The sequence below is a fragment of the Natronomonas sp. genome, from assembly GCF_036625485.1.
Classification (GTDB): domain Archaea; phylum Halobacteriota; class Halobacteria; order Halobacteriales; family Haloarculaceae; genus Natronomonas.
This window is the reverse complement of record NZ_JAZKTR010000001.1, coordinates 27926-40360: the sequence shown is the minus strand read 5'-3', so window position 1 is coordinate 40360 and position 12435 is coordinate 27926. Positions and strand designations below refer to the sequence as shown.

Genomic DNA, 12435 nt, shown 5'->3' with positions numbered 1-12435 from the left:
GGCAATAGAGAATCAAGAGCAGTCGTCAGTCGCGGTCTTGCAGGCGTTGCCGGCGGCGTTCGAACTCCTCGTCGGAGAGTTCCCCGCGAGCATAGCGCGCTCGCAGCGTCGCAAGCGCCGAATCGTCGTCTCCGTCACCGTCGTTGGCGGGGCGGGACCGGTCGACGATAGCGTAGACCGCCAGCAACACCGCGACGAGGACGAGCACGGAGAGGAACGGCCACCAACCGAAGCCACCCATGCCACCGCCCATCCCACCGTTCATGCCGCTGCCAGGACTGCCGCCCTGTGCCGTGGCAACGCCGACGAGCGATGTCGCTAGCGTTGCGCCGAGAAGGCCACGAACGATGAGTGAATGGAGTTTCGGGGGCATAGAAGTACTAAAAACGGCGGTTACTGTCGAAGCGTCTTAGACCGTCGCTTGCAGCGTCTGTTCTGCCGATTCCTCGATCGATTCGAGGTAGTCCTCGGCGTCGAGGGCTGCCATACTGCCGGTGCCGGCAGAGGTGATCGCCTGCCGGTAGTTGGGGTCGGCAACGTCGCCGGCGGCGAAGACGCCGTCGACGCCCGTTTCGGCGGTCGGCCGCCCGTTCTCGTCGGTCTCCGGGAGGATGTAACCGTCCGCGTCGAGTTCGACGCCGGTGCCTTCGAGGAACCCGGTGTTCGGCGTGTGTCCGACCCCGTAAAAGACCCCGCCGATGTCGACGGTCTCCGTCTCGACGTCGACGCCGTCGGCAGCCTTCTCTTTGGGGTAGCCGTCGGGGTGGGAGACGAGCGTCGCACCGGTGACACCCTCCTCCTGCGAGCCGTGAATGGTCTGCAGTTCGGTGTTCCAGCGGAACTCGATGTCCTCGTGGTCCAGAGCGCGCTCGGCCATGATCTCCGAGGCACGCAACTCCTCGCGGCGGTGGACGACCGTCACCGAGTCGGCGAACCGCGTGAGGAAGAGCGCCTCTTCCATCGCGCTGTCGCCGCCACCGATGACGAGGACGTCGTCGCCGCGGTGGAAGGCCCCGTCACAGGTCGCACACGTCGAGAGGCCATAGCCCATCAGTGCTTCCTCGTTTTCGGCGCCGACCCACCGCGCGCTCGCGCCGGTCGCGACGACGAGGGCGCGGGTGCGAATCGTCTCGCCGGTCGACAGCGAGAGTTCGAAGGGTCGGCCCTCGAGGTCGGCCGCGTCGATGCGGCCGTGTTCGAAGGTCGCCCCGAAGCGCTCGGCCTGCTGTTTGCCGCGCTGGATGAGTTCCATCCCGCCGACGCCCTCGGGGAACCCGAGGAAGTTCTCGACGTCGGTGGTCAGCGTCAGCTGGCCGCCGGGCTCGTCGCCCTCGAGGACGAGGGGGTCGAGGTCCGCGCGGGCGGCATAAACCGCCGCCGAGAGACCGGCGACCCCGGAGCCGGCAATGACGAGATCCTGTACGTCGCCGTGCATTTATTCGGTATACTGCTGGATGAGCGACCGCAGCTGGTCTTCGCCCTGCAGGCCGACGATCGATTCGGCCTGCTCGCCGCCGGCGAACAGGATCAGCGTGGGCACGCCCTGCACGCCGAAGGCGGCGGCGAGTTGCTGGTTGGCGTCGACGTCGACCTTCGCGACGGCCGCGTCCGTCTCGGCGGCGAGCGTCTTGACGGTCGGCTCGATCATCTTACAGGGGCCACACCAGTCGGCGTAGAAGTCCGTCAGGACCACGTCGTAGTCGTCGATGACCTCTTCGAGGTGGGACTGTCCGTCGATGTGAATAGGTTCGGTAGGAGCTTCAGTACTGGTCTCGGATGCGGTGTCTGCTGTCATCACCTCTTCGTAGACACCGACGGTAATTAAGGGTTTTGGACAGTATGCACAATACCATGAAAGAAGTCGTGGAGACGGGTCTCGTTGTCGGTCGAGAAACGGAGCGGAAAAGGAAAGAAGCTCAGCCGAGCGGAGCGCTCAGCTTTCGAGGGACGGCGCAGAGGTGTCCTGGTCTTCGTATTTGGCCTCGAACTCCTGGATGAGCTGGCCCATCTTGGCGTACCAGTCGTTGAGGAGCCGCTGCATGTTATCAGCAATTTTTGCGGGGTCAGTCGGCTTGTAGACGTGGTAGTACCCACCCTGATCGTAGTTCACCTGCTCCTTCTGGATGAAACCGGCCTGCAGGAGCCGTTGAACTGCTCGGTACGCGGTCGACCGTTCGCGGTCGACCTCCTCGGCGATTTCGTCGATCGTCAGCGGCTCTTCGGTCCCGACGAGCTCCTGAAAGATCTCCTTGTCGAGCTGTTTGAGCCCGTGGAAACACTCGAGGAGCCCCTCGCACACCATGTCCCGCTGGAGTTGTTCGGACATCGAATCCGGCATTATTATCGATTTCTCGTAGGTACTGCGCCGTTAAAAGACTTTTGCACGGATTGCACAATCGCGTGGCAAACCGATGGAGCGTCATACGGCGACGAAACGCGAGCGCCGTGCCGTCTGCTCGGGAGACTACGCGGTGTCCAGCCGATATAAACGCACGTCCGAACGCAAGCGAGGGCGTTCCGGCGTGCGAAAAAGATCAGTCCGCGACGGTTGCTTGCTGTTTGCGCGTCGTGCGCAGCGCGGCGATCGTCGTATAGATGATCGCCGCGGCGACGAGGACAGCCGCGCCGAGGACGAGTCCCAGCCCGACAGTCTCGAGGATCGGGCTGCCGATATAGGAGCCGACCTCGCCGACGCCGACCGCGATGGAGCCGACCAGCAGCATGCCGCCGAAGTAGATCTTGATACCGTCGGATTCAACGACGGCGGTCGCGGCGGAACCGATACGGGCACCGAGCGCGCTACCGAACAGCAGCGGGACGACGATACCGAGGTTGACGCCGCCGCCCTGTCCGTAGAGGTAGCTCCCGAGACCGCCGGAGAAGACGATCTCGAAGAGGTCCGTCCCGACGGCAACGGGCACCGGGACGCCGATGGCGTACATCATCGCGGGCATCCGGATGAAGCCGCCACCGACGCCGAGGAAGCCCGACAGAACGCCGGTCGCGAAGGCGACGGCCGTGATGACCCACGCCGAAACGCGGACGTCACCACGGAGCGTCACCATCGGCGGGATGCGAACCGTCTGCTGGATCGTCTTGGCGATGTCGGGGATCTCGTACTCGCTGAGGTCCTTGTCGGGGTCGGCGGCCTCGTGGTCGACGCCGCCGCCTTCGCCCTTGAGGGCGTCGCGGGTGACCATCGCCCCGACGCCACCGAGCAGGACGACGTACACGACACTGATGACGCCACCGGCGAGTCCCAGCGACTGGAGGTAGTAGACGCTGGCGCGTCCGACCTCGATACCGATGGTCGTCCCGGTGATCATGATGATGCCGAGTTTGTAGTCGACCTGTCCGAGGTCGCGGTGTTTCAGGGTCGCGATGACGGCCGTCCCGAAGACGAACGCCATCCCGCTACCGACGGCGACCGATGGCTCGTAGTCGAGCATCAGCAGGGCCGGCGTAACGAGGAACGATCCGCCCATACCGAAGAACCCGAACAGGATACCCACGACGAGGCCGAACCCGACGAACAGGGCCAGCATCTCGGGGCTCGAGTTCAGGATTCCGAGTCCACTGAGTACGCTATTGAGCATTCTCTTCACCTCCCATTAGGAGTTTCATCAGGCGGGCCCCGAAGATCCGTTCGAGAACACCGTAGCCGACGTACAGCACGACCGCTTCCAGCAGAATCGTGCCGATGATCAAGGCCGTTTCCGGGTCCCATGTTGGTACTTCTAGTCCTGCCATTGCTTCTCACTCTGATATCCGAACGCGGTAATTCGGCGTTGGTACATTTCTGTTCAATACCTCCTATCAGACCTATTCTTATAACGGTTTTGGAAGTATCGCACAATACTATATTTCCGTAACCTCCCTTGGACTATCGATAACTTATGGAAAACATACAGGCGGAAAACCGGTACGCACGGGAGTCGAGCCCTCGATCGTACCGCACATTGACAACTGCCAATCAAAACCGTGTTATTCGTTGACGATGAACGGGCGTGTATGAGGGTACTGTGTGCGACGGACCTGTCGGCCGCCAGTGAGGCTGCCGTCGAGAACGAGACCTGCCTCGAGTGTCTGGGCCGTATCGGCGTCGATACGATCCATCTCGTGACGGTCGTCCCGTCGAACGTCCACTCGGGGATGCCGGGCGTGAACTTCGACGAGCGACGTCGGCGGGCGTTGGACCGCTATCGGAAGGTGATAGGAGCCGCGGGGTTCGACGTCGAGACCCACGTCGTTCGCGGGAGGCCCTATCGCCGTATCAACGGCATCGCCGAAAGCGTACAGGTCGACATGACGGTCGTCGGCTCGCGGGGGAAAAGCCCGCTGGAGAACCGTATCATCGGCTCGACCGCCCGCAACCTCGCACGAACGACCGTCGTCCCGCTTCTGGTCAACCGCGTCGAACGGGCGGCCGACGACCCCGACGTCCTCCGGGAACACCTCTTTCAGCGAATCCTCTTTGCGACGGACTTCTCGGAGAACGCCGAACGCGCCTTCGCCGCCTTCTCGTATCTCCGCCATGCGACCGAGGAAGCGACGCTCGTCCACGTCCGCTCGCCGAAAGACGAGGAGGCCGACGCCGAGGTCGACCCACGCGAGCGGCTGGCCGAGCGTGCGAGCACGCTCGAGAACTGGGACATCGAGACGCGAATCGAGGTCCGGCAGGGCGACCCCGCCGACGAGATCCTCGCGGTAGAGGAAGCGGTAACGCCATCGACGGTGCTCGTCGGGTCACGGGGACGAAGCCGCATCCGACGGCTCCTGCTGGGAAGCGTCTCTGAGGAAATCGTTGCGGGAGCGGCGGGGAACGTCTTCCTCGTTCCGCCGCCGCGGGCGGTTTAGGAAACGACCGGCAGCAGGACGGTCACGCCGTAGCCGAGCACCAACGCCAGCGCGAGCGACCCCGCCCACGCGCCGACGGTCTTGAGGATCTTGTTCGAGTCGATAGCGTCGCCGCCGCCGACGGCCGCCCCGCTGCCGATGATGGCGCTGACGACGATCTCGTTGAACGAGACGGGCACGCCCAGCAGGACCGCCACTTGGGCGATGAGGAACGACGGAACCAGCGCGGCGATGGAGCGGCGCGGCCCCAGCGACGAGTAGTCCTGCGACAGGGATTTGATCATCCGTGGGGCGCCCGTCCACGACCCGACGAGCATGCCGAGGCCACCGCCGACGAGGACGGCCATCACGGGGACCATCTCCACGTCGTCCAAGAGCGGGAGCAGCGGGCCGACCGCGAGGCCGACCTGACTCCCGCCGGCGGAGAAGGCCACCAGCGATCCGAGCGCCAGCAGGACCCGCCGCAGTCCACCACTCATATCCCGTGAGATGTCCCACGAGACGAAGAGGGCGACCGACGCCGCCACGAGCAACGAGACGGCGACCGGTACCGCCAGTCCGTCGACCTCGAGCGTCCGCTGGGCGAGTCCTGCAAGCGAGCCCATCGAGTCCCCGGGGCCGAGATAGGCGAAGTTGACGTTCGCCAGAACCGCCCCCACGAGCCCCGCGAGCAGGGCGACGCTGTAGCGTTCGGGAACGTCGGCCCGCGGGAGGACGCTCGCGATGCCGTAGGCGAGGCCGCCACCGACGAAGGGCGTCAACACCCAGACGGCACCGATCTGGAGGTACTTCGGCCAGACGGGCGTGCCGCCGAGGGCGAGGCCGACGCCGATGACCGACCCGGTCACGGTGAAGGCCGTGGCGATGGGATAGCCGGTCTTGATGCCGAAGGCCATGAGGCCGGCCCCGATCAGCAGGACGATGATGACGCCCGAAGCCGGGAGGCTGACCCCGCCGATGAGGCCGCGGCCGACGGCTTCGGAGACGTTGGCGCCCTGTACGACCGCGCCGGCGAACCCGAAGATGCCGACGACAAAGGCCGCCCGCATCGTCGAGATGGCGTTGGCACCGACCGCGGGCGCGAAGGGGGTCGCGCCGCTGGAGCCGGCGCCGATGACCCACGCCATAAAGAGGCTCGCGAGACCGGCGACCAGAAGTAGAGCGATTACTGACGAGTCCATCATCTAGAATGCGACAGTTAGTAGAACGTGAAGATGGCGGATTAGTCCGCGCGGGTAGCGGTGCGGCTGGTGTCAGCCGTCCGGCTTCGCCAGTAGCCCTGCGCGTACGCGCCGACGAACATGCCGGCGAGCGCCCAGAGGATGGTGACGTTGCCGACGCCGAGGCTGGCGTAGGCCGCGCCGGGACAGATGCCCGAGAGGCCCCAGCCGACACCGAAGATCGCGCCACCGATCAGCACGTTCTTGTCGAACGGCTTCAGGCGCCGTTCGTACCTGCTGCCGGTCAGCGGCGCAGTGTCTCGAATCCGGGGCATCACCGCGAAGGCGATCCCGGAGACGATGGCCGCGCCGAACATGACGAACAGCAGTCCGAAGTCCTCGAACTTCAGGAAGTTCAGCACGACCTCGGGCCGCGCCATGTGGCTGAAGCCGAGCCCGAACCCGAAGATCAGGCCGCCGACGAAGATCAGCGGCTTGAACAGGGGATGTCGGTCCGCCATTACGGGCTCACCCCCAGCGCTGCGACCAGTTGTGCGGTTCCGATAGCGACCAGCAGGAACGTCGCCACGCCGACGAGGGACGTCTTCGAGGCCGAACCGACGCCGCAGACGCCGTGGCCGGACGTACAGCCCTTCCCGATTCGGGTACCGATCCCGACGAGGATGCCACCGAAGAACAGCCGCCACGGCTGGACGTCGGTCAGCCAGAGGGTCACGCCGGCGACCTCGTAGGTCTGGCCGGTCGTTCCGGCCTCGTAGAGCGACGTCGTGATGACGCCGGACTGGACCGTCGCCGCGAACAGCGTGGCACCGAGGATGATGCCGAGCGTGAACACGACGCGCCAGTCGCGGGAGCCCACGTATCGCTGGAACCGCGACTGGTCCGAGACGTACGACAGCGTCGACTCGAGGAACGTGCTCGCGCCGGCCGGGATGCCCGTGCCGACGTAGATCACGACCGCGCCGAGACCGACCAGCAGGCCGCCGATGGCGTAGCGACTGATCCCGTTGGGGAACAGCTCGGCGGCCAGCTGGAAGACGAGTAGATCAGTCACCATCGGCGGTGTTAGTCACCCGCGAGGGATTCCTGGCTCGCGGCGCAGTTGTTCGGTCCGAGTTCGAGCGTGAACGCCTCGTCGTCGTCGACGGCGTTCTGCCCGAGGTTCGTCGCGATGATGTCCTCGTAGTTGGCCGGGCGGGGCGGCATGTCCGAGAGGATGAGCTCGACGAAGTCGTCTTCGTCCATCGTCAGGGCGTCCATCTCCTCGACGAGGTCGCCGATGGGTGCGGTGTAGGTGCCGTCCTCGGCGGGTTCGGCGGCGTCGCTGAAGTGGGCGCCACCGATGAGGGTGTCGTCGGGCAGCGTCAGGACGCGTTCCTGCAGGGACTCGTAGAGCATCCGGGCCGCGTCGGGTGCGCCCTCGTCGCCCTCTTCGAGGTCGGGGCGGGCGACGCTCTCGATGAACAGCCCGTCACCGGTCGCCAGCAGGCTGTCGTCGATGAGGTAGGAGGTCATGCCCGTGGTGTGGCCGGGCGTGTAGACGGTCTCGATGGTGGCGTCGCCGACTTCGAAGGTGTCGCCGTCCTCGGCCGTGGTCAGCTCGTCGGCGTAGGTGACGCCGCGGTCGACTGCGGCCTCGGGGATGACGCCTTCGACGCCTTCCTCGTCGAGGTTGCGCACGCCGGAGATGTGGTCGGCGTGGATGTGGGTGTCGATTGCGTACTTCAGTTCGACGCCGAGTTCCTCGGCGTCCTCGAGGTAGCGGTCGGTGAAGGCCCGGAGCGGGTCGACGATGGCGGCTTCGCCGTCGTCGTAGACCAGGTATCCGAGACAGCCCGAGGAGGGACGCTGGTACTGCAGCAGCGTGCCGGCGCCGTCGTAGTCGGTGACCTCGACGGCCTCGTAGATGCTGGCCCAGCCGTTCATGCCGTCCTCGAGGTGGTTCACGTCGTAGCCGCGTTCCGCGAGCGTGCCCGCGACGTACTCGCTAGCGCCGCCTTTCGCACAGAGGACGGTCACTTCGCGGTCCTCGGGGATCTGTTCGAGAACGTCCTCGTCGAGGTCGTCCTCCAGGAACTCGAAGTACGGGATGTTGATCGAGGTGACGTTCTCACCGTCGATGCGCCACTCCTCGTAATCGGATTCCATACGCGCGTCGAGGAGAGTCACGTCCTCGCCGGCGTCGATGCGGTCCTTCAGCGCTTCCGGTTCGATCGACTCGACTTCGACGTCGGGAGTCGGGAAATCTTCGGCGTTCATGTCGTGCACTCGTTCGTACTGGACGGACCTACTAAAGAGTTTGCATAGTAATCCATAAATCGCACAATATAGCTTCAGGTCTGAAGGACAATTAGTGTTTGTCGTGCGTGCGTTAAGGTCTCTCTGGGACGTTGAATCGCGAGAACCGGAGGGATAGTTGTTTGTGGTACGTACAAGAACCAACATTCTTTTAAACAAGGGGCTGATATTGTGCGATAGCTCCAATACAGACCAACGGAGCAGACAAACCATGAGCGCTGAATACGATATCGCGGAGACGCTAGACGTGAAAGGTGAATCGTGCCCCATGCCGGTCGTCAAGACAAAGGGTGCAATCGACGACCTCGCCGAAGGCGAGGTGCTGGAGGTACTGGCAACGGACTCCGGTAGCATGAGCGACATCGACGGCTGGGCGTCCGGGACGGACGGCGTCGAGCTGATCGGTCAGGAGGAAGGCGACGACGTGTACAAACACTACGTCCGCAAGACGGAGTGAACATGAGTACGGACACACCAGACGCGTCGGCCGACGACATGCCCTCGCGTGCGGAGCTGGCTGCGCGCATCGACGAACTCGAGGAATCGCTGGCCGAGGCCACCGAGGGCGACGACCAAAAGAAGATGAGCATCATCGCGACGAAGGGGACGCTCGACATGGCGTATCCCCCGCTCATCCTCGCTAGTACGGCCGCCGCGTTCGGGTACGACGTCACGGTCTTCCACACGTTCTGGGGACTGGACATCCTCCACGAGGAGAAGTCCAAGAACCTCCAGCTGAGTTCGGTCGGCAACCCGAGCATGCCCGTCCCGAACATCGTCGGCGCGCTCCCCGGTATGGACCGCATGACGACGAAGATGATGGAGAAGAGGATCGAGGACAACGACACGGCCTCCATCCAAGAGCTCATCGAGACCTCCCTCGACATGGGCGTGGAGTTCCAGGCCTGTCAGATGACCATCGAACTGATGGACTACGACGAGGACAATTTCTACGACGGCGTCACCACCGGCGTCGGCGCGGCGACGGCCCTCGAAGACATGGCCGATGCCGACATCCAGCTCCTCGTCTAACGCTCCCGGCTCGCAGTATCCCGACTGTTCTCCCCTCTGTCCCATTCATCGCGCCGACGACGGTTTTTCGACGGAAACCGACCCCGGCCAGCAACAGGTGCTGTCGGCGTGACCCGATACGTTTCACCAGTCGTGCTGGATAGGGGGCGCCCTCGTACAATCGAATAGGCTGAAAACGATGTCGACACCACGAGAAGGTAGCCCGTTCGGAGTGGGGCTACTCCTTCGTGCCGCGTTTACTATCTCTTCGTGCGTTTCAACACGTCCTGCTTGGCCAAGTTCGCTCCCGTCTCGAGGAAGGAGGCAAGCGTGAACGATTCAGGCACGACGCCGAGCTGTTGCATCTGTCCGAGGGCGTCCCAGACAGCCCAACCTTCGACGACCATGCCGTCCTCGCCGATCTTGTGGACGAGGATACCAGGGGAACTCCCGAACTCGTCGGTCGGAGGGATTCCCATGAACTCGCCGTCGTGCGTTCCTTCGACAGTGAAGCCGACGGTGACCATGTCATCCTCGGCCACCATGAACTCGACGTCCATGTGGAAATCCGAGAACCCTTCCCTGGCCGACCGGATGAATGCCTCGAGGCCGTCCCGGTCAACGTCGCCCTCTTCTATGTCGAACCAGTGGCCGACGTAGTCCTCGCTGACGGATTCCTCGATGATGTCGTAGTTGCCGCTGTTCCACGCTTCGTCGATGAAGCGCTCTTCGTACTCTTTCAATTGCTTCGGAGTTTGCTCTGTGATTGCCATCAGTATCTCTCCGGTACACGTCCCTCGCCGGAGAAGGACACTGTACCGGCTAAGAACTGGTCACTACAGTATTTTGTTATGAGCGTGATACACGGTATAGGCTCGAACTATCGTCGAGACACGCGAACGAGAATACGATAACACGGTGAAGCAGGCGTAGGGTATGCTATTGTTACTGATCTACTGAACCCGCTCCCTGTACCCAGCACGCCAGCCCTGCCACATTCGGAGAGATTCAGCAGAACAGAAGAGCCGAACCCTCCTCGTCGATTCTCGCTGGAGAAAGCGCCCGCGTTCACTCCCACTCGGGAGCGAGCGCCTCGACGAGGCGGTCGACCTCCGAGGCCGTGTTGACGGCGTGGATCGACGCTCGAACCGCGTTCGACGCCGGGAGCGCCCGGATGACGATGCCGTCGTTGGAGAGTCGCTCGACGGTCGCGGCCGAGTCCTCGACGTCGACGGTCACCAGTCCCGATTCGGGCGTTTCGGGGCTCCGAAGGGCGTCGCTCGGGACCGAATCGACGAACCGGGCCGCCAGCCGCTGGATGCGCTGCTGTATCCGCTCGACGCCGACCTCGTCGATCACCTCGATGGCTTCCCGAAGCGCGACGTGAGGCGCGGGGTTGGCCGACCCGACCTCGAAGCGGCGCGCGCCCGCGGCGAACTCGTAGGGGTCGGCGGTCGGCGTCTCGACGCTCCGGTAGCCCACGGTTCGCGGCGCGAGCGATTCGGCCACCTCGCGGTCGACGTAGAGGAACCCGCCGCCCCAGAGCCCGAGCAGCCACTTGTGGCCGGCCGCGGCGACGACGTCCGCGTTCCACTCGGTGACGTCCATCGGCATCTGGCCGGGGACCTGCACGGCGTCGACGAGCGTACGGGCGCCGGCGTCGTGAGCGATATCGACCAGTTCGGCGACGGGCAGCCGCGTGCCGTGGGTCCACGTCACCGCACTGAAAACGGCCAGTTTCGCGCCCTCGACGGCCTCGGCGAAGTCCGCCGGGTCGAGGCGGCCGTCTTCGGTTTCGACCACGCGAACCTCGACGCCGTCCGCCCGGAGCCGCTGCCACGGGAGGATGCCGGCCGGATGTTCGAGGTCGGTCCGAACGACGACGTCGCCCGGTTCCCAGTCGATGGCGTTGGCGACCGCGTTGATGCCGGCCGTCGTGCTCTCGGTGAGCGCGACCTCGTCCGGCGCGGCGCCGATGAACGAGGCGACGCGCTCGCGGGTGCGGTCGAACGCTTCGAAGGCTGCCCCGTAGGGGTCGTCCCGCACGGGGGCGTGGTACTCGTGTGACTGCTGGAATTCGTTCGCGGCCTCGACGACGTATCGGGGGCTCGGCCCGTGGGCACCGAAGTTCAGGTAGACAGCCTCCTGAAGTGCGGGCACGTCCGCCCGGAGTTCTGTTGGATTCATATTGCGTTAGAGGGAGGACTCGGCGAGACGGACACTGACCGGTTCGGTGACGGTCGCGAGCGACCCCGCATCGAGCGGGATGGCACTGTCTCTACCCGTTTCACCTATAGCCATATCGAGAGGTACGATTCGGGTGTTTAATAATTTTGGGAATATAACACAATACTATAATGGCGGACTCTCGACCGGACGGAGACACCCCACGACGACCGTACCGAGCCGAAGACGAAATCGAACGGCCGCTTACGGTTCGACACCGTCCGCACGCGAGCGGCCGATGGCCGCCGCGATGGAGAGCAGATACCCGAGGCCGTACTGGACGTCCGGGTCCCGCGAGGCCTTCACCAGTCCGAGGGGGCCGACCTTTTCCGGCGGCTCGCTCTCGGCGTCGCCGACGCTCTGCATGACCGTCTCGAGGCCGTTCCGAGTGTCCTCGTCGGCGGCCGTTTCGGCGACCTCGCCGAGCGAGGAGCCCGTCTTGGCGAGCGACCGGACCATCTCGTCGTCGAGTGCGGCGGTCAGAAGCGAGGCGACCTCCGCGAGTTCGACCAGTTCGTCGAGCGAACCGGACCGCTGGAGAACGACCAGCGATTCGAGTGCCTCCTGCAGTTCCGCGCCGTTCTGGCCGACCGACTCGGCCAACCCGATGGTCTCGTCGGTCGCGATGCCATCGGCGGATTCGGCCAGCGTCGCCGTCGTATCGGCCATATCCCGCACCATCTCGTCGGTGAGGGCGCCCTCGCCGAGTGCGAGCACGTCGAGCAACTCGTTGACGGCGTCCAGCCGGCGGACGAACTCGGCGACTTCGTCGGGGTTCTCGGCGATGGCCTCCTCGAGTTCGGTCCCCTCGAGCGGCGACTCCTCGGAAGCGGCCTCCGCTGTGGGCGTTTCCTCGGACATG

16 protein-coding genes are annotated in these 12435 nt (G+C 64.5%); 3 read left to right on the top strand and 13 right to left on the bottom strand.

Annotation, left to right across the window (positions count from 1 at the left end; genetic code table 11):
- Positions 1–25 precede the first annotated feature (25 nt).
- From V5A53_RS00230 to V5A53_RS00205, 6 genes are all read right to left on the bottom strand, one after another.
- Positions 26–373 carry an SHOCT domain-containing protein gene (locus V5A53_RS00230; protein WP_332311539.1) on the bottom strand — a complete coding sequence of 116 codons (348 nt, stop codon included), beginning with the start codon at positions 371–373 and terminating at the stop codon, positions 26–28.
- A gap of 36 nt (positions 374–409) precedes the next feature.
- Complete coding sequence (locus V5A53_RS00225) at positions 410–1435, bottom strand: NAD(P)/FAD-dependent oxidoreductase (RefSeq protein ID WP_332311538.1); 1026 nt, start codon at positions 1433–1435, stop codon at positions 410–412.
- Complete coding sequence (gene trxA / locus V5A53_RS00220; RefSeq protein ID WP_332311537.1) at positions 1436–1795, bottom strand: thioredoxin; 360 nt, start codon at positions 1793–1795, stop codon at positions 1436–1438.
- 138 nt (positions 1796–1933) lie between these two features.
- Entirely contained in the window at positions 1934–2338 is a 405-nt protein-coding gene (locus V5A53_RS00215; RefSeq protein WP_332311536.1) for a helix-turn-helix domain-containing protein, read from the bottom strand.
- A 196-nt stretch (positions 2339–2534) separates the two neighbouring features.
- A complete protein-coding gene (locus V5A53_RS00210) occupies positions 2535–3596 on the bottom strand; it encodes a sulfite exporter TauE/SafE family protein (protein ID WP_332311535.1) in 1062 nt (353 codons plus the stop codon).
- The gene (locus V5A53_RS00205; RefSeq protein ID WP_332311534.1) at positions 3586–3750 is read right to left on the bottom strand and encodes a DUF7512 family protein; all 165 of its coding nucleotides are present in this window, start codon (positions 3748–3750) and stop codon (positions 3586–3588) included. The genes V5A53_RS00210 and V5A53_RS00205 overlap by 11 nt, the downstream gene beginning before the upstream one ends.
- A gap of 261 nt (positions 3751–4011) precedes the next feature.
- Between V5A53_RS00205 and V5A53_RS00200 the strand changes: the two genes are divergently transcribed.
- Positions 4012–4857, top strand: coding sequence for a universal stress protein (locus tag V5A53_RS00200; RefSeq protein ID WP_332311533.1), 846 nt, complete (start codon positions 4012–4014; stop codon positions 4855–4857).
- Here V5A53_RS00200 and V5A53_RS00195 read toward each other — a convergent pair.
- Genes V5A53_RS00195 through V5A53_RS00180 form a run of 4 tightly spaced genes read right to left on the bottom strand, consistent with a single transcriptional unit; the run spans position 4854 to position 8297 of the window.
- Complete coding sequence (locus V5A53_RS00195) at positions 4854–6038, bottom strand: inorganic phosphate transporter (RefSeq protein ID WP_332311568.1); 1185 nt, start codon at positions 6036–6038, stop codon at positions 4854–4856. The two genes, V5A53_RS00200 and V5A53_RS00195, sit on opposite strands and share 4 nt — an antisense overlap.
- A gap of 41 nt (positions 6039–6079) precedes the next feature.
- Positions 6080–6538, bottom strand: coding sequence for a YeeE/YedE family protein (locus V5A53_RS00190; RefSeq protein ID WP_332311532.1), 459 nt, complete (start codon positions 6536–6538; stop codon positions 6080–6082).
- Positions 6538–7095, bottom strand: coding sequence for a YeeE/YedE family protein (locus V5A53_RS00185; RefSeq protein ID WP_332311531.1), 558 nt, complete (start codon positions 7093–7095; stop codon positions 6538–6540). The genes V5A53_RS00190 and V5A53_RS00185 overlap by 1 nt, the downstream gene beginning before the upstream one ends.
- 8 nt (positions 7096–7103) lie before the next feature.
- Positions 7104–8297 carry an MBL fold metallo-hydrolase gene (locus tag V5A53_RS00180; protein ID WP_332311530.1) on the bottom strand — a complete coding sequence of 398 codons (1194 nt, stop codon included), beginning with the start codon at positions 8295–8297 and terminating at the stop codon, positions 7104–7106.
- A 250-nt stretch (positions 8298–8547) separates the two neighbouring features.
- Between V5A53_RS00180 and V5A53_RS00175 the strand changes: the two genes are divergently transcribed.
- Together V5A53_RS00175 and V5A53_RS00170 are read left to right on the top strand one after the other, a co-directional pair.
- Positions 8548–8793 carry a sulfurtransferase TusA family protein gene (locus V5A53_RS00175; protein ID WP_332311529.1) on the top strand — a complete coding sequence of 82 codons (246 nt, stop codon included), beginning with the start codon at positions 8548–8550 and terminating at the stop codon, positions 8791–8793.
- Positions 8794–8795: 2 nt separating this feature from the next.
- A complete protein-coding gene (locus tag V5A53_RS00170) occupies positions 8796–9368 on the top strand; it encodes a DsrE/DsrF/DrsH-like family protein (RefSeq protein WP_332311528.1) in 573 nt (190 codons plus the stop codon).
- Positions 9369–9607: 239 nt separating this feature from the next.
- On the opposite strand, the gene V5A53_RS00165 is transcribed toward V5A53_RS00170, so the two are convergent.
- The 3 genes from V5A53_RS00165 to V5A53_RS00155 form a co-directional block, all read right to left on the bottom strand.
- Entirely contained in the window at positions 9608–10120 is a 513-nt protein-coding gene (locus tag V5A53_RS00165; RefSeq protein WP_332311527.1) for an ester cyclase, read from the bottom strand.
- Between the two features lie 295 nt (positions 10121–10415).
- Positions 10416–11534 (bottom strand): aminotransferase class V-fold PLP-dependent enzyme, encoded by a 1119-nt coding sequence (locus tag V5A53_RS00160; protein ID WP_332311526.1) that lies wholly within the window; start codon positions 11532–11534, stop codon positions 10416–10418.
- A 243-nt stretch (positions 11535–11777) separates the two neighbouring features.
- Positions 11778–12434 carry a DUF1641 domain-containing protein gene (locus tag V5A53_RS00155; RefSeq protein WP_332311525.1) on the bottom strand — a complete coding sequence of 219 codons (657 nt, stop codon included), beginning with the start codon at positions 12432–12434 and terminating at the stop codon, positions 11778–11780.
- Position 12435 lies beyond the last annotated feature (1 nt).

Excerpts from the sequence above, each read along its gene's own strand:
- V5A53_RS00230 (WP_332311539.1), bottom strand. The coding sequence starts at position 373 with ATGCCCCCGAAACTCCATTCACTCATCGTTCGTGGCCTTCTCGGCGCA.
- V5A53_RS00160 (WP_332311526.1), bottom strand. The coding sequence starts at position 11,534 with ATGAATCCAACAGAACTCCGGGCGGACGTGCCCGCACTTCAGGAGGCT.
- V5A53_RS00175 (WP_332311529.1), top strand. The coding sequence starts at position 8,548 with ATGAGCGCTGAATACGATATCGCGGAGACGCTAGACGTGAAAGGTGAA.
- V5A53_RS00180 (WP_332311530.1), bottom strand. The coding sequence starts at position 8,297 with ATGAACGCCGAAGATTTCCCGACTCCCGACGTCGAAGTCGAGTCGATC.
- V5A53_RS00165 (WP_332311527.1), bottom strand. The coding sequence starts at position 10,120 with ATGGCAATCACAGAGCAAACTCCGAAGCAATTGAAAGAGTACGAAGAG.
- V5A53_RS00210 (WP_332311535.1), bottom strand. The coding sequence starts at position 3,596 with ATGCTCAATAGCGTACTCAGTGGACTCGGAATCCTGAACTCGAGCCCC.
- V5A53_RS00205 (WP_332311534.1), bottom strand. The coding sequence starts at position 3,750 with ATGGCAGGACTAGAAGTACCAACATGGGACCCGGAAACGGCCTTGATC.
- V5A53_RS00185 (WP_332311531.1), bottom strand. The coding sequence starts at position 7,095 with ATGGTGACTGATCTACTCGTCTTCCAGCTGGCCGCCGAGCTGTTCCCC.
- V5A53_RS00170 (WP_332311528.1), top strand. The coding sequence starts at position 8,796 with ATGAGTACGGACACACCAGACGCGTCGGCCGACGACATGCCCTCGCGT.
- V5A53_RS00225 (WP_332311538.1), bottom strand. The coding sequence starts at position 1,435 with ATGCACGGCGACGTACAGGATCTCGTCATTGCCGGCTCCGGGGTCGCC.
- V5A53_RS00200 (WP_332311533.1), top strand. The coding sequence starts at position 4,012 with ATGAGGGTACTGTGTGCGACGGACCTGTCGGCCGCCAGTGAGGCTGCC.
- V5A53_RS00155 (WP_332311525.1), bottom strand. The coding sequence starts at position 12,434 with ATGTCCGAGGAAACGCCCACAGCGGAGGCCGCTTCCGAGGAGTCGCCG.
- V5A53_RS00195 (WP_332311568.1), bottom strand. The coding sequence starts at position 6,038 with ATGGACTCGTCAGTAATCGCTCTACTTCTGGTCGCCGGTCTCGCGAGC.
- V5A53_RS00190 (WP_332311532.1), bottom strand. The coding sequence starts at position 6,538 with ATGGCGGACCGACATCCCCTGTTCAAGCCGCTGATCTTCGTCGGCGGC.
- trxA (WP_332311537.1), bottom strand. The coding sequence starts at position 1,795 with ATGACAGCAGACACCGCATCCGAGACCAGTACTGAAGCTCCTACCGAA.
- V5A53_RS00215 (WP_332311536.1), bottom strand. The coding sequence starts at position 2,338 with ATGCCGGATTCGATGTCCGAACAACTCCAGCGGGACATGGTGTGCGAG.